At 57.8% G+C, this 19,604-nt stretch carries 21 protein-coding genes; 12 read left to right on the top strand and 9 right to left on the bottom strand.

Features of this window, described 5'->3' with window-relative positions; genetic code table 11:
- The first annotated feature begins 192 nt into the window (after window positions 1-192).
- Window positions 193-1,188, top strand: coding sequence for an SDR family oxidoreductase (locus tag KHQ24_RS22530; protein ID WP_211777479.1), 996 nt, complete (start codon window positions 193-195; stop codon window positions 1,186-1,188).
- On the opposite strand, the gene KHQ24_RS22525 is transcribed toward KHQ24_RS22530, so the two are convergent.
- The 5 genes from KHQ24_RS22525 to KHQ24_RS22505 all read right to left on the bottom strand — a co-directional run bounded on the left by KHQ24_RS22525 (window position 1,185) and on the right by KHQ24_RS22505 (window position 4,337).
- Window positions 1,185-2,810, bottom strand: coding sequence for an alpha-amylase family protein (locus KHQ24_RS22525; protein ID WP_004202637.1), 1,626 nt, complete (start codon window positions 2,808-2,810; stop codon window positions 1,185-1,187). The two genes, KHQ24_RS22530 and KHQ24_RS22525, sit on opposite strands and share 4 nt — an antisense overlap.
- A 39-nt stretch (window positions 2,811-2,849) precedes the next feature.
- A complete protein-coding gene (locus KHQ24_RS22520; protein ID WP_048324343.1) occupies window positions 2,850-3,023 on the bottom strand; it encodes a hypothetical protein in 174 nt (57 codons plus the stop codon).
- A gap of 16 nt (window positions 3,024-3,039) precedes the next feature.
- Window positions 3,040-3,546 (bottom strand): ferritin-like domain-containing protein, encoded by a 507-nt coding sequence (locus KHQ24_RS22515; protein WP_032456113.1) that lies wholly within the window; start codon window positions 3,544-3,546, stop codon window positions 3,040-3,042.
- Between the two features lie 23 nt (window positions 3,547-3,569).
- Window positions 3,570-3,785 (bottom strand): hypothetical protein, encoded by a 216-nt coding sequence (locus KHQ24_RS22510; protein WP_004202641.1) that lies wholly within the window; start codon window positions 3,783-3,785, stop codon window positions 3,570-3,572.
- A gap of 366 nt (window positions 3,786-4,151) precedes the next feature.
- Complete coding sequence (locus KHQ24_RS22505) at window positions 4,152-4,337, bottom strand: general stress protein (RefSeq protein WP_004143718.1); 186 nt, start codon at window positions 4,335-4,337, stop codon at window positions 4,152-4,154.
- A 658-nt stretch (window positions 4,338-4,995) separates the two neighbouring features.
- On the opposite strand from KHQ24_RS22505, the gene KHQ24_RS22500 reads away from it, so the two are divergent.
- Together KHQ24_RS22500 and KHQ24_RS22495 are read left to right on the top strand one after the other, a co-directional pair.
- Window positions 4,996-5,910, top strand: a complete 915-nt coding sequence (locus KHQ24_RS22500) for an SDR family oxidoreductase (RefSeq protein ID WP_004202642.1) — start codon at window positions 4,996-4,998, stop codon at window positions 5,908-5,910.
- A gap of 190 nt (window positions 5,911-6,100) precedes the next feature.
- Window positions 6,101-6,346 carry a YmjA family protein gene (locus KHQ24_RS22495; protein ID WP_004202643.1) on the top strand — a complete coding sequence of 82 codons (246 nt, stop codon included), beginning with the start codon at window positions 6,101-6,103 and terminating at the stop codon, window positions 6,344-6,346.
- A gap of 67 nt (window positions 6,347-6,413) precedes the next feature.
- Here the strand turns inward: KHQ24_RS22495 and KHQ24_RS22490 are convergent, their stop codons facing one another.
- Window positions 6,414-7,307, bottom strand: a complete 894-nt coding sequence (locus tag KHQ24_RS22490) for a LysR family transcriptional regulator (protein ID WP_049116411.1) — start codon at window positions 7,305-7,307, stop codon at window positions 6,414-6,416.
- A gap of 114 nt (window positions 7,308-7,421) precedes the next feature.
- Between KHQ24_RS22490 and KHQ24_RS22485 the strand changes: the two genes are divergently transcribed.
- Window positions 7,422-8,273: a Vmh family MBL fold metallo-hydrolase gene (locus KHQ24_RS22485; protein ID WP_004202646.1), complete on the top strand. Its 852-nt coding sequence runs from the start codon at window positions 7,422-7,424 to the stop codon at window positions 8,271-8,273.
- Between the two features lie 177 nt (window positions 8,274-8,450).
- Window positions 8,451-8,591, top strand: coding sequence for a stationary-phase-induced ribosome-associated protein (gene sra / locus KHQ24_RS22480; protein WP_004202647.1), 141 nt, complete (start codon window positions 8,451-8,453; stop codon window positions 8,589-8,591).
- On the opposite strand, the gene KHQ24_RS22475 is transcribed toward sra, so the two are convergent.
- Window positions 8,588-8,695 (bottom strand): hypothetical protein, encoded by a 108-nt coding sequence (locus tag KHQ24_RS22475; RefSeq protein WP_032425875.1) that lies wholly within the window; start codon window positions 8,693-8,695, stop codon window positions 8,588-8,590. The genes sra and KHQ24_RS22475 overlap by 4 nt on opposite strands.
- A 78-nt stretch (window positions 8,696-8,773) precedes the next feature.
- Here KHQ24_RS22475 and KHQ24_RS22470 point away from each other — a divergent pair, with 78 nt between their 5' ends.
- From KHQ24_RS22470 to KHQ24_RS22450, 5 genes are all read left to right on the top strand, one after another.
- Window positions 8,774-10,471 carry an NAD-dependent malic enzyme gene (locus KHQ24_RS22470; RefSeq protein ID WP_004202648.1) on the top strand — a complete coding sequence of 566 codons (1,698 nt, stop codon included), beginning with the start codon at window positions 8,774-8,776 and terminating at the stop codon, window positions 10,469-10,471.
- A gap of 183 nt (window positions 10,472-10,654) precedes the next feature.
- Complete coding sequence (locus tag KHQ24_RS22465; protein WP_130971840.1) at window positions 10,655-11,362, top strand: glycosyl transferase; 708 nt, start codon at window positions 10,655-10,657, stop codon at window positions 11,360-11,362.
- On the top strand, window positions 11,363-12,049 hold the full coding sequence (locus tag KHQ24_RS22460; RefSeq protein ID WP_211777478.1) for a hypothetical protein: 687 nt from the start codon (window positions 11,363-11,365) through the stop codon (window positions 12,047-12,049). It abuts the gene before it with no gap.
- 60 nt (window positions 12,050-12,109) lie between these two features.
- Window positions 12,110-12,805 (top strand): hypothetical protein, encoded by a 696-nt coding sequence (locus KHQ24_RS22455; RefSeq protein WP_023318355.1) that lies wholly within the window; start codon window positions 12,110-12,112, stop codon window positions 12,803-12,805.
- Between the two features lie 310 nt (window positions 12,806-13,115).
- The gene (locus KHQ24_RS22450) at window positions 13,116-14,828 is read left to right on the top strand and encodes an ABC-F family ATP-binding cassette domain-containing protein (protein ID WP_211777477.1); all 1,713 of its coding nucleotides are present in this window, start codon (window positions 13,116-13,118) and stop codon (window positions 14,826-14,828) included.
- Between the two features lie 35 nt (window positions 14,829-14,863).
- Here the strand turns inward: KHQ24_RS22450 and KHQ24_RS22445 are convergent, their stop codons facing one another.
- Window positions 14,864-15,817: a bifunctional helix-turn-helix transcriptional regulator/GNAT family N-acetyltransferase gene (locus KHQ24_RS22445; RefSeq protein ID WP_211777476.1), complete on the bottom strand. Its 954-nt coding sequence runs from the start codon at window positions 15,815-15,817 to the stop codon at window positions 14,864-14,866.
- A 143-nt stretch (window positions 15,818-15,960) separates the two neighbouring features.
- A complete protein-coding gene (locus tag KHQ24_RS22440) occupies window positions 15,961-16,560 on the bottom strand; it encodes an inorganic diphosphatase (RefSeq protein WP_004202655.1) in 600 nt (199 codons plus the stop codon).
- Window positions 16,561-16,813: 253 nt separating this feature from the next.
- On the opposite strand from KHQ24_RS22440, the gene adhP reads away from it, so the two are divergent.
- Together adhP and KHQ24_RS22430 are read left to right on the top strand one after the other, a co-directional pair.
- Window positions 16,814-17,824 (top strand): alcohol dehydrogenase AdhP, encoded by a 1,011-nt coding sequence (adhP, locus tag KHQ24_RS22435; protein WP_004202657.1) that lies wholly within the window; start codon window positions 16,814-16,816, stop codon window positions 17,822-17,824.
- A gap of 157 nt (window positions 17,825-17,981) precedes the next feature.
- Entirely contained in the window at window positions 17,982-19,604 is a 1,623-nt protein-coding gene (locus KHQ24_RS22430; protein ID WP_211777475.1) for a TIGR04028 family ABC transporter substrate-binding protein, read from the top strand.

Here is a 19,604-nt window from a genome sequence, read left to right as displayed (position 1 = left end):
AAGTATCTTACAGATTATAGAACCTTAACGTCTGCTTATGCAGAAACAGGCCAGAGTCATCAGGATATGTCGCCTGATTCACACTGCGCTTATTCCAGGATATTTCCCACCTCACCGTCGTTATTTATGCTTAATAATGATTCGATCCGTGCAGCTTAAATTTACGATAGCGAAACAATTAATGAGGTCACTATGTCCGTGATGGTTATTACCGGCGGAACCGCCGGGGCAGGAAAAGCCACCGCGCTGCGTTTCGCCCGCGCAGGGTATCACGTGGCGCTGATCGCCCGCGATGAAACGGGTCTGCAGGAGACGCAGCAGGCTTGTGAACGTTTCGGCGTCAAAACGCTGGCGATTAGCGTCGATGTCGCCGATGCCGGGGCCGTGCAGCGCGCCGCCTCCGAGGTGGAAGCCTCCCTCGGCGCCATCGACGTCTGGATCAATAACGCCATGACCACCGTGCTGGCGCCCTTTCGGCAGATGAGCGACGACGAATTTCGCCGGGTGACGGAGGTGACCTATCTCGGCTATGTCAACGGCACCCGCGCGGCGCTCGAGGTCATGACGCCCCGGGATCGGGGGGTGATTATTCAGGCTGGATCGGCGCTGGCCTGGCGCTCGATCCCCCTGCAGTCGGCCTATTGCGGCGCGAAAGCGGCGATCCGCGGCTTCACCGATGCCGTGCGCACCGAGCTAATGCATGAGAAAAGCCACATCCAGTTGACCATGGTCCAGCTGCCGGGGATGAACACTGCTCAGTTTGGCTGGGCGCGCAACAAAATGGAGCAGGCCATGCAGCCGGTACCGCCGGTCTATCAGCCGGAGGTCGCCGCTGAGGCCATCTACAGCGTGATCCAGCGGCCGGTGAACGAGCTGTGGGTGGGGAAAAGCACCATCCAGTCGATCCTCGGCCAGGTCTTCTTCCCTCGTCTGCTCGATCGGCTGATGGTGAAAAAAGCGTGGGAGGGACAGTTTACCGGCCAGCCGAAGCCGGCAGAACATCAGGACGACCTGTTCACGCCAGTGCGCGGCAATCATCCCGGACACGGCCCCTTTAACGATGGCGCGCGGCGTAAAGCGGTGACCATCAGCGCCGATCTTCCGGGTAAAGTGGCTGCCGGCGTCGGTGTGGCGGTGGCGACGATGGCCCTGCGGGCGTTCTTCCGCCGACCAGGAAGACGGCGCTAAAGCAGGCTGCGGCTGAACCAGCGGTAACCATAGCCGGAGAGCGCCAGCCGCGCCTTTTCCCCGCCGTATAGCCCGTCCTGGTAGAACTTATCTTCCAGGATCGGGCTCCAGTAACCCTCGGCCAGCGGCGGGAGCTGGACCTCCACCGCCTGCTGGCTGCAGTTCGCCAGCATCAGCACCTCCCGCGATTCGCTGCGATAGCACAAGCCCAGCACCGCGGCTGGCTTCACCGTAATAAGGGTAAAAGGGATGGATCCCGGTTCAGTATATTCCGTGCGCGCCAGCACCATATTGCGTACCCGATGCAGTAGCGACCGGGGGTGGCGCAACGCCGCTTCGACATTGATCCGCTGGTAGCGAAACCGTCCACTGGCCACCGGTTTCACCGGCAAATCATCCGGCGCCGCCCGGGAAAAGCCGCCGTTGGGCGCGCCCGACCACTGCATCGGCGTTCGGACCGCGTAGCGCTCCGGTAAGCGCAGATCGTCGCCCATACCAATCTCGTCGCCATAGCGCATCACCGGCACGCCAGGCAGCGCGAGCAGGATGGCATGAGCCAGCGCGATGCGTCGGGTATCGCCATCCAGCATCGGCGCCAGCCGCCGGCGCACGCCGCGCTGGTAAACCGACATCGATTTATCAGGGGCAAAGGTGCGGATAACCTGGCGTTTGTTGCGTTCGCCAATCCCCTCAAGGTCCAGTTCATCATGGTTACGCAGCCAGTTGACGAAGCAGCATCCGTCCGGCGGGGCCACCATTGCCTGCAACGCCTTCACTACCGGGGTGGCGCGCTGCTGCGCCAGGCTGACATAGAGATATTTATTAAGCCAAAAATTGAGCACCATCTGCAGCCGATCGCCGCGGCCGAAATAATGGCGATAATCTTCCACTTCCACGTCCACTTCACCCAACAGTATCGCGTCGGGATTGAGGCGCTGCACGACCTGCCGGAGATGCGTCAACAGCGGGTAGCCCCGCGCCTCGTCGCCCTTCCCGGCCTGCTTCACCAGATGTGACGCCGCATCGAGGCGAAATCCTGACACCCCGGCCTGCAGCCAGAAGGTGATGATGTTTTCAATTTCAGCGATCACCGGCGGATGAGCGAGATTCAGGTCGGGCTCATGGCGATAAAACATGTGGCGATAGTATTGTCCGGCCTGGTCGTCCCAGCTCCAGACGCTCTCCTCGACGCCGGGAAACATGGGAGGATCGTCGTTCTCCGGGGGCCGATCGGCCCAAAGATAGTATGGCCGCCACGGCGACCGGGGATCGCGTCGCGCCGCCTGAAACCACGGGTGCTGGGCAGAAGTATGCTGGATAACCAGCTCAACAATCACCCGCAGCCCCAGCTCCCGGGCGCGGGCAATCAGCTCAATCACGTCGGCGATGGTCCCGAAACGGGGATCGGGCTGCAAATGGTCGCTGATATCATAGCCATCATCCTGCAGTGGGGTAAGATAGAAAGGGGTCAGCCAGAGCACCGTCGCCCCCAGGCTACGAATGTAGTGCAGCTTTTGGCGTATACCGGCAAGATCGCCAAACCCATCGCCGTTGGCGTCGTAAAACAGAGCACTGTCAACCTGATAGATGACCGCTCTGTGAAACCACTCTTCCTGTTGCATCACTATCACCTTGCGTTCTGCCCGCCACTGTCAGCGTCCTCAGCGCGCCCTGCTGGTTTTCGTGCGCGTTTTGTCGACTGGCGATACGGGGTCGTGCTCTGCAGGTGGCACCCTGTTCGCCACCGCGTCCACCAGCGCCTGCTGCCTGGCGGTTAATTTCAGCGGAACCGCTTTCTCTGTGGCGAGGATCGCGATGGTGTGGCGCTTAACCATGATTGACTCCGGCGGCTTATTGTCCGGCCTCAACGCCGGGCAGAGAGTTATGCATCAGATATTGTCCGGTCAGCGCCGGCAGATGATGCAGCAGCCAGTCAGCCATCCCTCTCTCTTCGGCAAGGATCCCTTCCAGAGTCGGCATCGCACTATGGTCCCCCACGCGCTTCGCCGCCGTTAATAAAGCGGTATAGCAGGCGACCTCAAAATGGGCAAAAACGTAGGCGGTGATAATGAGTTTAATGAGCTCATCGCCGGGTAGCATGATGCCGATAGTCTGGCCCAGGGCTGCGACCCGGCTCATCGCATCCTTCAGCGCCGAGCGGGAAATATGGTTGCGGGCGATAAGGTCCTGCAGAGCGGACAGTTGCCGACGAGTTTCATAAAGATGTTGTTCAAGGCGGGTTCGCAGTTGCGGTTCATTATCGAGGCGTCTGATGGTGGCCATAAGCAGTGACTCGGCCTGTTTTTCCATGGCATGGGCATCGCGAAGCCAGTTGTGGTAATTTTCACTATCCGTCATATACACCTCTGATCGTTAATTATTTATTTTGACGGGGAATCTTCATTCTCTTCCGCCGCCTGGTCAGCTCGCGCTGCGCTATATCCGGATAAATGTCCAACAATATTGGCATAAATACTGATGAGAATGACCCACAGGACGCTGTCTTTCCACCAGATTAACGAGGGTATCGCCAGGCCCACCCACATAACGGCGGCCACAAGATGACAGCGCTTAATAAATACCGGCGTCAGTTTCATTTTATTACCTTAGATCTGAACAATATTTAGCAAGCGGATGTGTTGCTACCCGCCCCTGGCGTCCGACGATTGACACCAGGCTTAAAATAGCTTACTTATGCACAGCGATAAAAAGCAGTACTGTTACGTATTGCTCCGAACCGTTATTTACTCACTCTTAGCGCTTCGCCGGCACAATGCCGTTGCGGTAATCAGTATTTAATTGTTAAGATGGCTGTAATTAAATTATTCTGCACCTCTTTTCCCGTCGCGGAGAATAGACAATAGCTGAGGGAAGCGTTTGCAAATAAACAGAAACCTGCGGACCCACAGGCCCACAGGTTTCTTTCCCGACACCGTCATAACGGCGTCACGGGTCATCAGTCATCAGCTGTCGCCGGATTTACGGCCGCCGCCATGGCTGTTCTTACCACCCTTTTTACCGGCTTCGGATGCACGCTCAGGATCATTTTTGAAGTTCCCGCCGCTGTGCTGCCCACCTTTACGCCCGGCTTCGGATGCTTTTTCACGATCTTCTGCAAAATTACCTGAACCGCCTCTATGCTCTGCCATAATTTTCACCTTTGGTTTGATCAATATCGGTTGGTAAATGGAAAATGACCCTGTTACAAATCATCGCCCTCGATATCTAACACTAGAGGAATACCCGCAGGAGTCAAATTAATTTTGGCCATCACCCAGCGCATCGACAAAATAAATTAACCACAGCGAAGCGGCAATAAAAATTAATTTTTACGCAACTCCCTTATTCGCTTTGGGTTATATGTACCTTGTGAACTGTACTGTGGACATTGGTTCACGTTTGTAAACTAATGAAAATAATCTGATGAATAAATGTTTCTACTAATCCCGGGCTGCCACCCTTCCAAAAATTAACACCAAAGAGGTATGCCATTATTATCCATGCGTAGCGGATTACCCTATTATTCCCCTTTTCACGTCGTCTCCCTCTCCGCCTTTAAAAAATCTCCGCCGCGCAGCAAATAAAATAGCCAGCCTGCATTAAATCATGATGGAATAATCCTAATTTATCCCCGGCAATGATAACGCAGCGCTATTTGCTTAAATACGCCGGGGATCAGTCGGTTAAGGAATAACAATGCGTCGTTTCGCGGCCATTCACTGGCCCTGGGTGAGTCATCCGGGGTCTGGCGATGGGGGAACCTGACCTATCCTTACAGCTGGCCCGTTCTGTCTGAAGGAGATGACTATGCAAGATGAAAAACCGCCCATGAAGAAACTACCCACCTCCATGTTGCCAGAAGAGACGGCTCCACGTCCGGAGTTCCCGGAGCAAGAACAGAACCCGCCGGGTCTGGATGCGGAAATGGAGCCGTCACCGGACCATGGGGAAACCAGCTACACCGGCACCGGGCGGCTGGCCGGTAAGAAAGCGCTAATTACCGGCGGCGACTCCGGCATTGGCCGCGCGGTGGCGATCGCCTTTGCCCGCGAAGGGGCCGATGTCGCCATAAGCTATCTGCCGGAGGAGCAAGAGGACGCCGATGAAGTCATCGCTCTGATCAAAGCCGAAGGCCGCACCGCGGTGGCCCTGCCGGGGGATATTCGCTCCGAGTCCTTCTGTCAGTCGCTGGTGGCCGACGCGGTGCAACAGCTGGGTGGCCTGAGCATCCTGGTCAATAACGCTGGACGTCAGCAATATTGTGAGACCCTTGAGGAGCTGACCACCGAAGACTTTGACGCCACCTTTAAGACCAATGTCTACGCGCCGTTCTGGATCACCCGCGCCGCGCTGCCCCATCTCCAGGCCGGGAGCGCGATCATCAACACCACCTCGGTGCAGGCCTATAAACCCAGTCCGATCCTCCTCGATTACGCCCAGACCAAAGCCTGCCTGGCGATCTTCACCAAATCGCTGGCCAAACAGGTGGCAAAACGCGGCATTCGCGTTAACGCCGTAGCCCCCGGCCCTTACTGGACGGTGCTGCAGTCCAGCGGCGGTCAGCCGGACGAGAAAGTGAAACAGTTCGGCAAAGACACGCCGATGGGGCGTCCGGGGCAGCCGGTCGAGATCGCCCCGCTGTACGTCACCCTGGCATCCGATGCCTGCTCATATACCTCCGGCCAGGTGTGGTGCTCTGACGGTGGAGACGGGGTAGTCTAAGCCTCCTGGCAGACCGGCGTGCGGCATCGCGCGCCGGTTTTACCCTCCGTCCCCCGGGGAGCGATATCTGCCCTCTCGCCTCGCCGCCGCGGCGATTTTTCCTCTGCTGCAGCCTACCGGCTGCGTGCTATGATACTCGCCCGCCGCTGTGCGCTAACCCCGGCCCTGACGCCAATCCTGAGGACGACAGATGAGTAACGACATTCCCCTGAAATTTTATGACATCGTGGACGAATACGAGACCGAAGCGGCTGCCCCGGTTAAGGATGAGGAACGCGATGCGCTGGCGCGCTATTTTCAGCTGCTGATTGCGCGATTAACCAACAACGAAGAGATTGATGAAGAAGCGCAGCAGGAGATGGCCCGCGAGGCGGCCATTGACGAACGCCGTATTGACGATATCGCCAACTTCCTTAATCAGTGGGGTAATGAGTAAGGTTGATCCTCGGCTTTCCGGCAGGGCAACCGCCCGCCGGCGCTGCCGCTGAAGGCGGCGTCAGTGCTCAGGCATCGGCGAGCGTTTTTCCCAGACGTCGCTGCAGCGCATCCAGAAACAGCGGCAGCCCATCGGGCTGATAGTCGCGGGAAAGATAGATGCCGTAAACGCTCAGCGCCTTCGGCGTCCAGTCAGGAAGCACCACCTCCAGCGCGCCGCTGGCAATCGCGCTCCGCGCCTCCAGTTCGGGGAGCATCGCGATGCCGCACCCCGCGACCGCCGCCTCCAGCAGTAAGGAAGAGATCCCCGCGCTCAGATTACCGTTCACTGCCACCGACGCCTCCTGACCCTGTGCATCGCTGAATTGCCAGCGCTGACCGGCAAAATGACTGTATAACAGGCAGTTATGCTGTTGCAGATCGTCAAGGGTCGTCAGCGGACCATGCTGGCGGAGCCAGCGCGGCGCAGCGCAGAGTAGCGACCGGCACACGCCGAGGCGGCGAGCGATAGCCCCCGCCTCCGGATTATCGGTAATGCGAATAGCCACGTCGATGCGCTCGCCGATCAGGCTGACCGGATGGTTATTGATATCCAGCTCCAGACGCAACAGCGGATAACGGGCAAGAAAATCCGGCAGTAGCGGGGAGATCAGCTGCATCGCGGTAAAATGCGCGCACGCCACCCGCAGCGTGCCGCTGGGGTCGGCACGCTGGCGTTCGCCGGCGATTTCATCGGCGATCCGCGTCAGGCCGCGGGTCTTGAGCAATACCTTCTCCCCGGCCGGGGTCAGCGTCAGCCGCCGGGTTGAGCGATGGATCAGCCGGGCGCCGGCCCAGCTCTCCATCTGTTCCAGATAGCGGCTGACCATCGGGCGCGACATCCCCAGCGCGCGCGCCGCGGCGCTGAGGCTTCCCAGTTCGCAAATTCGCAGATACACCTGCGCCGCAATTACCCTGTCCATCACGCCCCCTTTATCTGCACGATTTATGAAACTCAGCATCTCTTATTTCAGGAATTCTATCAAATGGCGAAATCCGTACAATGCTACGCATTCCCCTGTCATTGAGAATGAATCATGAAATTATCTGCTCTTGCTATTGCCACCGCCCTGTTCAGCGGCGCGGTCTTCGCGGCGCCGCTGACGCTGCAGACTTACAACCCTCAGGAGAAAGGTCTTTTTGCCGTCAACTCCACCCTCGTTTCTGGCCCGCATGAAGCGGTGCTGTTTGACGCCCAGTTCAGCGTCAAAGACGGCGAAAAGCTGGTAGACATGATCAAGAAAAACGGCAAACCGTTGTCGCGGATTGTGATCACCTCCGGCGATCCTGACTTCTATTTTGGCCTTGAGCCGCTGGTGAAAGCCTTCCCGCAGGCGGAAGTGGTCGCCACGCCGGAAGTGGTTAAACATATTGCAGCCACCAAAGCGGCAAAGCTGGCGTACTGGGGACCACAGATGAAAGACGGTGCGCCGACGCAGGTATACGTCCCGCAGGCGCTGAAAGCCAACAGCTTTACCATCGATGGCGAAAAAGTGACGATTATGCAGCCCCATGACTACGCGGCGTTCGTTTGGATCCGGGCGAACAAAACGATCCTCGGCGGCACCGGCGTGGCCTGGGGCATGCATCTCTGGACCGCCGACACCCAGACGCCGGCCAGTCGACAGCAGTGGCGCACTACGCTGGACCAGATGATTGCTCTGCACCCGCAGCAGGTGATCCCGGGACATTACCTCGGCACGCCGCCGGAGGGTGACAGCGCGGTGCGCTTTACCAAAACCTACCTCCAGCAGTTTGAGCAAGCGCTGCAGACACATAAGGATTCCGCCGGGGTGATCAAGGCAATGGAGACACAGTGGCCAGGGCTGGCGGAAACCAGCTCGCTGGAGCTCAGCGCCAAAGTTAATACCGGCGAGATGAAGTGGTAACGCCGGCGCTGCGCGAGGGAGACTGTTCTTAATCTGGCGCACTGAGGTTGCTATTGCCCTGAAAATGGACCACCCTACCTGTGGCCGCATAAAAAACGTGCGGCCAACTTTGGGTTACATTTCATCCGGTCACCACCGGGTTTGCCCTTGAAACCAGAACAGGATAAAGGAGTCAGAATGAAATCGAACCATCAGGCACGTCATCTTCTCGGTCTGAACTACAAGCTTTCCCAGCAGAAAAAAGTGGTGCTGGAAGGCGATGAAGCAACCACCCTCAACCATATCCATGCTACCGGCCGCAAACGCCGCGGTGGTTAATTTTCAGCCTGAGTGATGATAAACAACACCGTCCTGTTGCCAGGATGGTGTTTTTTTATGGCAATTGACGGCTTGTTTACCCGCTTGAAGACCTTCTGCTCTATACTCTGCCCGCTGCTTTTCCACCCGCCCTTCGCTTATCGCCGCGCCGGGACTGTGGACACGATCAAGGAGTTAGTGCGATGCAATTTACCCATAAGAAAAACCGTTCCCTGTACATCCCCTACGCGGGTCCCGTTCTGCTTGAATTCCCCCTGCTCAACAAGGGCAGCGCCTTCAGTATGGAAGAGCGCAGCAGTTTCAACCTTCTTGGCCTGCTGCCGGAAGTGGTTGAAACCATCGAAGAGCAAGCGGAACGCGCATGGATCCAGTATCAGGGATTCAAAACAGAAATCGACAAACACATTTACCTGCGTAACATCCAGGACACCAACGAGACCCTTTTCTATCGCCTGATTGGCAACCATCTCGAAGAGATGATGCCGGTTATCTATACCCCGACGGTAGGCGCCGCCTGCGAACGTTTCTCCGAGATTTACCGTCGCGCCCGCGGCGTCTTTATCTCCTACCAGAATCGCCATAATCTTGACGACATTCTGCAGAACGTCCCGAACCATAACGTCAAAGTGATTGTGGTGACCGATGGCGAGCGTATCCTCGGCCTCGGCGACCAGGGCATCGGCGGGATGGGGATCCCGATCGGCAAACTGTCGCTGTACACCACTTGCGGCGGCATCAGCCCGGCTTACACCCTGCCCATCGTGCTGGACGTCGGAACAAACAACCAGCAGTTGCTGGACGATCCGCTGTATATGGGCTGGCGCCACCCGCGTATTACCGATGACGAGTACTACCAGTTCGTTGACGACGTGATCCAGGCGATTAAGGCCCGCTGGCCGGACGTGCTGCTGCAGTTTGAAGACTTTGCGCAGAAGAACGCCATGCCGCTGCTCAACCGCTACCGCAATGAGATCTGCTCCTTTAACGACGATATTCAGGGCACTGCGGCGGTGACCGTCGGGACGCTGATCGCCGCCAGCCGCGGCGCCGGCAGCCAGCTGAGCGAACAGAAAATTGTCTTCCTCGGGGCGGGCTCCGCCGGCTGCGGCATCGCCGAGCAAATTATCGCCCAGATCGTCCGCGAAGGACTCAGTGAAGAAGAGGCCCGCCAGCGTGTGTTCATGGTTGACCGCTTTGGCCTGTTAACCGACGGCATGCCTAATCTGCTGCCGTTCCAGAACAAGCTGGTGCAGAAGCGCGAACATCTGCAGGGCTGGGATACCACTAACGATGTGCTCTCCCTGCTCGACGTGGTGCGCAACGTGAAACCGAACATCCTGATCGGCGTTTCCGGTCAGCCGGGGCTGTTCACGGAAGAGATTATCCGCGAGATGCACAAGCATTGCCCGCGGCCAATCGTGATGCCGCTCTCCAACCCAACGTCACGGGTGGAAGCCACGCCGCAGAATATCCTGAGCTGGACCGACGGCGAGGCGCTGGTCGCCACCGGCAGTCCGTTTGCCCCGGTTACCGTCAAAGGCAAACAGTACCCTATCGCCCAGTGCAACAACTCCTATATCTTCCCGGGCATTGGTCTGGGGGTGATCGCCTCCGGCGCGTCGCGGGTCACCGACGAGATGCTGATGGCCGCCAGCGAAACCCTGGCGAAACACTCGCCGCTGGTGAACAACGGTGAAGGTCCGGTGCTGCCGGAGCTGAAGGATATCCAGACCGTCTCGCGGGCGATCGCCTTCGCGGTCGGTAAGGTGGCTCAGGAGCAGGGCGTGGCGGTGAAAACCTCCGCAGAAGCGCTGCTGCAGTCCATCAGCGATAATTTCTGGCTGCCGGAATATCGTAATTACCGCCGCACCTCAATTTAATCGCGCTCACCGGGCCGAACGATCGGCCCGGTTATTAATAGCGTCCGGATAATATTTCCCACCACAGAAACGCCTTTTCCGCCCATATTCATTTATCGTAAAAATAGAAAACGGATAGCATTTGCCGCGCGCCCTCCGCTGTGCAAAATAGTTGTTTCTCACCCCCTCACAACGGAATGTGAAATGCAAAAATTAACCCCTGACGCGAATAAAGCGAAGGCTATTCTGATCCGGATTGTCTTACTCCTCACGGGTAGTATCGCCATCATCGCCGGCCTGTGCCTCTCTGGCGGCGATATGTGGATGCTCACCCCGCGCGCTGAGCAGTATCAGCCCGCTACCGGCGATCTGGTGGATATCGTCATCTATACGCCGAGTAAATTCTTCTTCGCCCTGCTCTACGTGTTATTTCTGACTCTGGTCTGGCTGTTGGCGGTGCGTAATATTCCCTGGCGGCCGATACAGCATCCGCTATTCCCGCTGATGGTACTGATTACCGCCGGGACCTTTATTTTCCTCCATCCGGAGGTCACCCCCGGACGGGATGCCAGTATTCAGTACGGGAAACACAACGTTTATTACACTGCTATTTTCTGGATGAAGACAAATTCTAACCAACGTATCACTCAGCCCTCTAAATATGAGATTTTTGTTGAAGCGAAAGATCCCCGCTGGCCTATCGACAGAAACAATCTTCGCCGCGCCTGGCGCTGTGAAGTGCAGCGGCATACCCAGTTTTACACCCTGTCATTCAATGAGGGCTGGTTTCCGGACCGCGATCCGCAGGTCATGGCTCGCCAGTGCGCTCCGGTAAACGATCTGAACGCGCTCAGCGACACGGCAATCATGATTGCCCGCCCGATCGCCCCTCTCCCTGGTGAGGCAGCCTAAATGAGCCAGCAAAAAATCGTTCTGCAACCGCTATTACGGGTCTGGCTGGGGCTGTTTAGCGGGCTGCTGCTGGTGAGCGCCATTAGCGCCTTTCACGGCGAGTACTGGTATTTCGGCGATAAGCAGGCGCTTTATGCGGCAAAAGCCGGCGAGGTGTCGGTGCATGAACTCTATACGCCGGCGAAAATCCTCTTCGCTGTTATCGTCAGCCTGATCCCGCCGCTGCTGTGGCTGCTGCTGGTTAACCGTCGGGCGCCGCGGCTGCTGACCCACACTCTCCCACCGGTGTTACTGCTGCTGGCGGGGCTGATGTTCTTCTTCCTGAAGCCCGACCTTATTCCCGGCGGGGAGACCACCGTCTATCGCTACGGCGAGCGGGAGCGCTACTACCAGACGGTCCGCTGGCAGAAACCGGAGCCGGGCGCGTGGCGGGGTACCCGTTCTGAGTACAAAGTGTATATCGAATATCGCAATCCCAAGGGATATCGCAAAGCCGACAATATTAAAAACGCCTATACCTGTGAAACCCACCGGGAGTCTCGCTTTTTTACCTTAACCACCGAGGAAGATTGGTATCCGGATGCGTATCCGAATATTCTCGACGCCCCCTGCCAGGCGATAAAGGATCCCCAGGCGATGACGGAATATACCCGCGACCACGCCCGCTGGTTTCCCATTATTTTTTAAATAAATCAATGATAATACTTTCAATGATTCTCACTACTAAGACAAACAAGGAACGTTAATATGCCCCACCAGGTTGCGACAAAAAATATGACGAATAGGATGATCATTTTATATTTAGCACTGACAGGAATAACAGGGTTAGTCTATGGCTTATGTTCACTGAGTGGTGAAACACTGCATTCCCCCTTTGAAATCAGTTCATATGATGCCGTTGCTGGTGATCTTATCGAACATAGTCTGTACACCTTCTATAAACCGTTTGTCGCTATTCTCTGCTCACTCGTTATACCGTTGATTTGGCTGTTATCAACGAGAAAATCAACGCATCGTAAACTGCGTCATCCGGTTATTCCCGTTATGCTATCTTTGCTGATTTTCATCTTTTTTGGATTGTTCCCCGGCGTTATTCCCGGTGGAGAGACAACCCGTTATCGTTACTTCCTTCATGATAAGCATTATCTCAGTATTGTCTGGGCAAGCATGGAACCAGATAATTATTTTGAATCCAGATCCCACTATGAAACTTACATAGAATACAGAGACCCATATGGATTCCGAAGAATTGATAACATTAAAAATGCCTATCACTGTGAGCAAACACGTGAAACTGTTTTCCTGACGCTTTACATTTCTCAACGCTGGTTCCCGAAGGGTAAACCTGATGTCCTCGAAGCCCAGTGCCAAAAAATAACTGACGCTAATACCCTGACCGAAGCGGTACTGGCAAAAGCGTATTGGTTTCCCTTTGTACGCTAAACTCTGAGGGGCGCCGCGCTCGCCCCCTGCCAGTTTTGTCACTGGCGCATTTTTCCTTTCCCCACTACACTGCCATCACCCATTCACTAACTGAATATAAAAGGAGGCCCCCCATGCTGTATTGTGAAATGTTTATTGTTTCACATGCCTTAGGCAATGGCGCCAGCTCAAGCGTTATCGGTATCGTGCTGCGATAACTTTGGCTTGAGCGAAGACCCTTCACAGAATCCCTTCTCTCCGGCTTACCGGGTTATCGTCAGCGAGTTTTGACGAGGCATTCGCATGCCTGTAACTCTTGAGTAAGTTGACTATGAGTACATTACTAACTGCCCATGCGCTCCACGTGGAGACGGCTTTTGGGCCGCTGTTTAACACCCTCTCCTTCACTCTGAAGAAAGGCGACCGTATCGGTCTCATTGGCCATAACGGTTGCGGCAAAAGCACCCTGCTGCAGGTGCTGGACGGCACCCTCGCGCCCACCTCGGGCAGCGTCTCGCTCGCCGGTCAGTGTCTGATGGCCCGCGTTGAACAGCATCTGCCGGAGGCGCTGCGTTCGCAGTCACTGCTTCAGGCGGTGCTGGCCCCGTTACCCGCCGACGCCCGGGAAGCCCAGCGCTGGCTGGCCGAACGTCTGCTGGCGCAGATGGGATTCACGCCGGCGGTGATGGCGCAGCAAACCAGCACCCTAAGCGGCGGGCAGCACACGCGCCTGCTGCTGGCCCGGGCGCTGATCCGCCAGCCTGACCTGCTGCTGCTGGATGAGCCCGGCAACCATCTCGATCTGCCCACCCTGCTGTGGCTGGAAAGCTTTCTGCAAACCTGGCAGGGGAGCTTCGTGCTGGTGTCACATGACAACACCTTACTGGATGCTGTAACTAATGCCAGTTGGATCCTTCGCGACCAGACGCTGCACAGCTTCGCCTTACCCTGCAGCGCTGCCCGTCAGGCACTGCAGGAGCAGGATGAAAGCGCCGCATTACGTCATAAGGCCGAGCAAAAAGAGATCGACCGGGTCAGCGCCAGCGCTCGGCGGCTGGCCACCTGGGGTCGGGTGTATGACAACGAAGATCTCGCCCGCAAAGCCAAACAGATGGAGAAGCAGGTCGCCCGCCTGAAAGACGAGCAGACTGAGCTCAGCGTCGGCCCGCCGTGGCGCCTGGTGTTGCAAGGGGACGCTCTGCCGGCGGACCGCCTGCTGGAGATGGACAGGCTGCCGGTGGCCCCCGCGCCGGGACTGCCGGCCCTGTTTACCACCGGCGTGGCGCGACTGCGCAGCGGAGATCGCGTGGCCATCATGGGGCGCAACGGCGGCGGTAAATCGTCCTTGCTGCGCCTGCTGTGGCAGCAGATGAACGACGCATCGCCTCTTCCGGGGCTGCGTCTGCACCCCCGGCTTCACCCCGGGTATTACGACCAGACGCTGGCGCAGTTGCCGGACGATGCCAGCCTGCTTGACGCCCTGACGCCGTTCGCCCCGTCGGCGGACACCCGGAAACGGGCGCTGATCGCCGCTGGATTTGGCTGGGCGAGGCATGGTCAGAAGGTCAACACCCTCAGCGGCGGTGAGCGGTCGCGGTTGCTGTTCGTCGGCCTGTCGCTGGCGCGCTACAGCCTGCTGTTGCTGGATGAACCCACCAACCATCTTGATATGGAGGGCAAAGCGGCGCTGGCGCAGACGCTCCGCGACTACCCCGGCGGCGTGCTGCTGGTTAGTCATGACCGCCAGCTTATTAGCGAAAGCTGTAACCGCTTCTGGCTGATCGACAGCGCCGGGCTAACGGAGTGGCACAGTCTGGAAGAGGTTTATGCCCGTCTGCAGGCGCAGCCCTCCACCCCGACAGTGGCCTCCTCACCTCAGGAGCCGTCACTCGCGGCGGATGATGAAGAAGCGCTGCTGGCGCGCCTGATCGCTCTGGAGCAATGGCTGGCGGACGACATGGCCCGTAAGCCGAAACATCAAAAGCCTGCGCTGCAGGCGCAGTGGCGAGAGGAGATCGCCCGGCTGCTTAATCAACTGGGGTAATCTTCGCCCCCCCCGCCGGCTAAGGCACCCCGCCCTTAGCCGGCGTTGCCTGGCCGGGTAAACTGCTGCTCGGTCATCACCTTTCCCCACTGATCCCCCTGCCATTCGCGGGTTAACGTGAAGCCAAAGGACTCATACAGTTTGCGGGCCGCGTCCAGACCTTTAAACGTCCACAGCTGAACGGCGCTGAACTGACGACTATCGCAGAAAGCCATCGCCTCACTGAGGAGCCGCCTGCCAATGCCGGTTCCCCGGCAGCTGTCATCGAGAATGAACCAGCGTAGATGCGCCTGCTGCTGGCCGAGATCCTCGCCATCGATCGCCACCGAACCGACAATCTTCCCCTCGCGCATCGCCAGCCAGATCTGGTTGGCCGGCGAGGAAAGCCGGGTGGCAAATTCCGCCACGCCGCTGGCGACCTTGCCTTCAAAAAAAGCGCCGAAGTCATGGTACCGGGCGTAATACTCCCCGTGCATCTGGGCTATCCGACCGATCATCCCCGGCTGATAGCCGGTCACCAGCGAAATCTGCGGGGTCGTATCCGCCAGCGCAGTATCCCGACACTGCGCCAGCGCCTGCGCATAGGCCGCCAGTCCGCTGGCGACGGTCCGCTGCTGCGGCTCATCCAGATGGCCTAACGCCTCCACCACCCGGCGGGTAGCCCACGCGTTGATCATCGCCACCGTATCGTGCCCCTTGGCGGTCAGCGCCAGCGATTTAGACCGCGCGTCCTCCGCGCAGGGACGTTCCTCCAGCTCCCCGGCCGCCAGCAGACGGGCAACCATCCGGCTGACGCTCGATTTTTCCAGGCCCAGCAAAGTCACCAGCTGGGCGGCGGTCATCGCCCCTCTCACCGACACTTCGAGCAGGGTATGCACCGCCGACGGCGAATAGTGGGTGGCGGCCAGCGTGGTGTTCATAAAACCGAGCTCGCGCACCATTAACCGTGAGGCGGTACGGATCTGTTGGATTAAGGAGGTGTCAGCCATAGCGATGCGTCCAGATCAAGATATAGTTGTATTATGCAACCATCTATCGCAGGACGCGTCAAGAGGATAAACCCTCCAGTACGGCTGGGTAGCGTATCGGATGATGGAATGCTGCGGGCGCCGGACTGCGCCCGCGATGAATATTATTGCGGGTTCTTCCCCTTCCAGGCTTCCCAGGCCGATTTGATCTCCTGCTTCGCGGCGGCGGCATCATTAAACCCGGCCAGCTCGACCTTTTTCCGCCCCTCCGGCAGTTCTTTATAGACCCGGAAGAAGGCCTCCAGCCGCTGCTGCTCGATTTTCGGCAGATCGGCGATGGTCTTGATGTCGTCATAGGTGGGATCAATTTTGCTGGCCGGCACGGCGATGATTTTGTCGTCTTTCTCACCGCCGTCTACCATCTTAAGGACGCCTATCGGCCGCAGCTTAATCAGCGTGCCCGGGGCCATTGGCGCGCGGGTGTAAAACACCACGTCCAGCGGGTCGCCATCCCCGGCCAGCGACTGGGTTAATGAACCGTAGTTTGCCGGGTAAGCCACCGGCATCGACTGAAAGCGGTCGGCGATGATAAATCCTGTTTTGGCGTCGGTTTCATACTTAATGATCCCGCCAGCCGGGATCTCGGTAACCGCGTAAAACTCTTCGGGATTGTTTTCCGGCTGCGGGAATTCCAGCACATTGTGAGCCTGTGCGGCGGCGGAAAAAAGCAGACCGGCAGTGAGGAGCGTTTTGACCAGATGCATTGTTGTATCACTCTGTTGTTATAAGAAATTGATGCGCAAAACAATAGTGTTGAGTGATGAAGAAAACATGACCATTCAGTGACGCTATTATTACCTACCAAAATTAGAGGTATTGTCTGAATTTTGTGCTATCGTTGTAGCAAAAAACCACATCCTGTACTAAAGCGCCTTGTTTTTTTCCCCATAGCGTCTAATCCTTATTAGGTAGTATTGCATTAATAAAATTAATCATTCCCCTCACAAGGAGACAGGCATGAAGGCAGCTGTTGTTACCCACGACCATCAGGTTAACGTTACGGAAAAAACGCTGCGCCCGCTGGAATACGGCGAAGCGCTGTTGAAAATGGAATGCTGCGGCGTGTGTCATACTGACCTGCACGTGAAAAACGGCGATTTTGGCGATAAAACCGGCGTTATTCTTGGTCATGAAGGGATCGGGGTAGTACAAAAAGTCGGCCCTGGCGTCACCTCCCTGAAGCCGGGCGATCGCGCCAGCGTGGCGTGGTTCTTCGAAGGCTGCGGCCACTGCGAATACTGTAACAGCGGCAACGAGACGCTGTGCCGCTCGGTGAAAAACGCCGGTTATACCGTCGACGGCGGCATGGCGGAAGAGTGCATCGTCACCGCCAACTACGCGGTTAAAGTCCCGGACGGCCTCGACTCCGCCGCCGCCAGCAGCATCACCTGCGCCGGGGTCACCACCTACAAAGCCGTTAAGGTCTCCCACATCAAACCGGGCCAGTGGATCGCTATCTACGGCCTCGGCGGCCTGGGCAACCTGGCGCTGCAGTATGCCAAGAATGTCTTTAACGCCAAAGTGATCGCCATCGACGTCAACGACGGCCAGCTGGAGCTGGCGGCCTCGATGGGCGCCGATCTGACCATCAACTCGCGCAATGAAGATGCGGCGAAAGTGATTCAGGAAAAAACCGGCGGCGCGCATGCTGCCGTGGTGACCGCGGTTGCTAAAGCGGCCTTTAACTCGGCGGTGGATGCCGTTCGCGCCGGCGGCCGCGTGGTGGCGGTAGGCCTGCCGCCGGAAGCAATGAGCCTCGATATTCCACGTCTGGTGCTCGACGGCATCGAAGTGGTCGGCTCGCTGGTCGGTACCCGTCAGGATCTGGTGGAAGCCTTCCAGTTCGCCGCCGAAGGCAAAGTGGTGCCGAAAGTCACCCTGCGCCCGCTGGAAGATATCAACGCCATTTTTAAAGAGATGGAGCAGGGTCAGATCCGCGGCCGTATGGTTATCGATCTGCGTAGCTAATCGCCAGCGCCTCTCCCGCCCGGGAGAGGCGCTTCCCCTCGCTTCCCGCCTTGAAAAGTAAATGCAATTTCCGCAAATGCTTAGCGCAATTCCTTGGTTCCTTTGTTTTTAGCCGCGCCCGATGATGGCAACACAATAGATAACAAAGGAATTCACCATGCATCGTCATTTTCGCCTGCCCGCGCTGGCCGCGCTGTTTCTTTCCGGCGCCTTTTCCGTCTGGGCCGCCGACACGCCGGTTAAAGGCGGTACCTTAATTTATCTGGAGCAGCAACCGCACACCAATCTCTATCCACCCGCCGGCGGCTTTTATCCAAACGGCGGCATTCTCAATCAGATCACCGACAAGCTGACCTGGCAGAACCCGAAAACGCTGGAGATTGAGCCGTGGATCGCCGAGAGCTGGACCAGTAATGCCGATAAAACCGAGTACACTTTCCACCTGCGCAAAGGGGTCACCTTCTCGGACGGTACGCCGGTGGATGCCGCCGCCGTCGCCAAAAACTTCGACACCTATGGGCTGGGCGATAAAGCCCACCGCCTGCCTGTCTCGGAGGTGATCAATAACTACCAGCGCAGCGAAGTGATCGACCCGCTGACGGTGAAATTTTACTTCAACAAACCGTCGCCGGGCTTTCTGCAAGGGACCGCCACCATCGGCTCCGGTCTGGTGTCCCTCAGCACCCTGCAGCGCAATTTTGAGGAGCTGGGCGATGCCCGGCATATCATCGGCTCCGGTCCCTTTGTGGTGCAGGATGAAAAACCGGGCCGCGAGCTGACGCTGGTGGCGCGCAAGGATTATCAGTGGGGGCCGAAAAACATCGCCCAGCAGGGGCCCGCCAACCTCGACGGCATCACCTATATTGTGACCCCGGAAGACAGCGTGCGCATCGGCGCGCTGCTGGCCGGCCAGGCGGGCTTTATTCGCCAGGTGCAGGCCTACGATGAAAAGCAGGCGACCAATCAGGGATTTAAGGTCTACGCCGCCCCTACCCGCGGGGTCAACGACAGCCTGAGCTTCCGCCCGGATAACCCTCTGGTCGCCGACCTGCGGGTGCGCCAGGCCCTGCTCCATGCCACCAACGCCAAACAGGTGGTGGAGACGCTGTTCTCCGCTAACTACCCGCAAGCCACCTCCGTGCTGGCCAGCTCTGCCGCCGGCTATGTCAATCTGAGCGATAAACTGACCTTCGACCAGGCCAAAGCCCGGCAGTTGCTGGATGAGGCCGGCTGGAAAGCGGCCGCCGACGGGATTCGCAGCAAAGACGGGCAGCGGCTGGCGCTGACGGTCTATGAGTCGCTCCCGCAGCCGCAGAATAAAGAGGTGCTGCAGCTGATCGCCCAGCAATGGCGCCAGGTGGGAGTCGCGTTAACGGTCAAAGCCGGGGATGCCGGCAGCCGTACGCTTGACAACCTCGACCCGCAGAAAACGCCGCTCACCGTTTCGGAAGTGGGCCGCGCCGATCCGGATGTGGTAAAAAGCATGTTTTTCCCCAACAACCGCGACGCGCTGCTGCAGAAAGGCGGCTCCAGCGATAAAGTACAGCACTTCCGCGATGATAAGCTGAACGATCTGCTGACCGGCATCTCCGCGGCGGTGGAGCCACAGCAGCGCCTGCAGTTAACCGGCGATGCCCAGCGCTATCTGATCGATAACGCCTATGTGATCCCGATTTTCGAAGAGCCGCAGGTGTTTGCCGGCGCGCCCTGGGTGAAAGGCGTCAGCTTCGAGGCCGTCGGTCGTCCGTCGTTCTACAGCGCCTGGCTGGATAAACATTAA

Source organism: Klebsiella sp. 54 (assembly GCF_018223875.1).
Taxonomy (GTDB): Bacteria; Pseudomonadota; Gammaproteobacteria; order Enterobacterales; family Enterobacteriaceae; genus Klebsiella; species Klebsiella quasipneumoniae.
The sequence above is the reverse complement of the archived record's forward strand: the minus strand, read 5'-3'. Positions and strand labels throughout refer to the sequence as shown.

Bases quoted from the DNA above. Each gene is read 5' to 3' on its own strand.
- KHQ24_RS22530 (WP_211777479.1), top strand. From the start codon at position 193: ATGTCCGTGATGGTTATTACCGGCGGAACCGCCGGGGCAGGAAAAGCC.
- KHQ24_RS22525 (WP_004202637.1), bottom strand. From the start codon at position 2,810: ATGCAACAGGAAGAGTGGTTTCACAGAGCGGTCATCTATCAGGTTGAC.
- KHQ24_RS22520 (WP_048324343.1), bottom strand. From the start codon at position 3,023: ATGGTTAAGCGCCACACCATCGCGATCCTCGCCACAGAGAAAGCGGTT.
- KHQ24_RS22515 (WP_032456113.1), bottom strand. From the start codon at position 3,546: ATGACGGATAGTGAAAATTACCACAACTGGCTTCGCGATGCCCATGCC.
- KHQ24_RS22510 (WP_004202641.1), bottom strand. From the start codon at position 3,785: ATGAAACTGACGCCGGTATTTATTAAGCGCTGTCATCTTGTGGCCGCC.
- KHQ24_RS22505 (WP_004143718.1), bottom strand. From the start codon at position 4,337: ATGGCAGAGCATAGAGGCGGTTCAGGTAATTTTGCAGAAGATCGTGAA.
- KHQ24_RS22500 (WP_004202642.1), top strand. From the start codon at position 4,996: ATGCAAGATGAAAAACCGCCCATGAAGAAACTACCCACCTCCATGTTG.
- KHQ24_RS22495 (WP_004202643.1), top strand. From the start codon at position 6,101: ATGAGTAACGACATTCCCCTGAAATTTTATGACATCGTGGACGAATAC.
- KHQ24_RS22490 (WP_049116411.1), bottom strand. From the start codon at position 7,307: ATGGACAGGGTAATTGCGGCGCAGGTGTATCTGCGAATTTGCGAACTG.
- KHQ24_RS22485 (WP_004202646.1), top strand. From the start codon at position 7,422: ATGAAATTATCTGCTCTTGCTATTGCCACCGCCCTGTTCAGCGGCGCG.
- sra (WP_004202647.1), top strand. From the start codon at position 8,451: ATGAAATCGAACCATCAGGCACGTCATCTTCTCGGTCTGAACTACAAG.
- KHQ24_RS22470 (WP_004202648.1), top strand. From the start codon at position 8,774: ATGCAATTTACCCATAAGAAAAACCGTTCCCTGTACATCCCCTACGCG.
- KHQ24_RS22465 (WP_130971840.1), top strand. From the start codon at position 10,655: ATGCAAAAATTAACCCCTGACGCGAATAAAGCGAAGGCTATTCTGATC.
- KHQ24_RS22460 (WP_211777478.1), top strand. From the start codon at position 11,363: ATGAGCCAGCAAAAAATCGTTCTGCAACCGCTATTACGGGTCTGGCTG.
- KHQ24_RS22455 (WP_023318355.1), top strand. From the start codon at position 12,110: ATGCCCCACCAGGTTGCGACAAAAAATATGACGAATAGGATGATCATT.
- KHQ24_RS22450 (WP_211777477.1), top strand. From the start codon at position 13,116: ATGAGTACATTACTAACTGCCCATGCGCTCCACGTGGAGACGGCTTTT.
- KHQ24_RS22445 (WP_211777476.1), bottom strand. From the start codon at position 15,817: ATGGCTGACACCTCCTTAATCCAACAGATCCGTACCGCCTCACGGTTA.
- KHQ24_RS22440 (WP_004202655.1), bottom strand. From the start codon at position 16,560: ATGCATCTGGTCAAAACGCTCCTCACTGCCGGTCTGCTTTTTTCCGCC.
- adhP (WP_004202657.1), top strand. From the start codon at position 16,814: ATGAAGGCAGCTGTTGTTACCCACGACCATCAGGTTAACGTTACGGAA.
- KHQ24_RS22430 (WP_211777475.1), top strand. From the start codon at position 17,982: ATGCATCGTCATTTTCGCCTGCCCGCGCTGGCCGCGCTGTTTCTTTCC.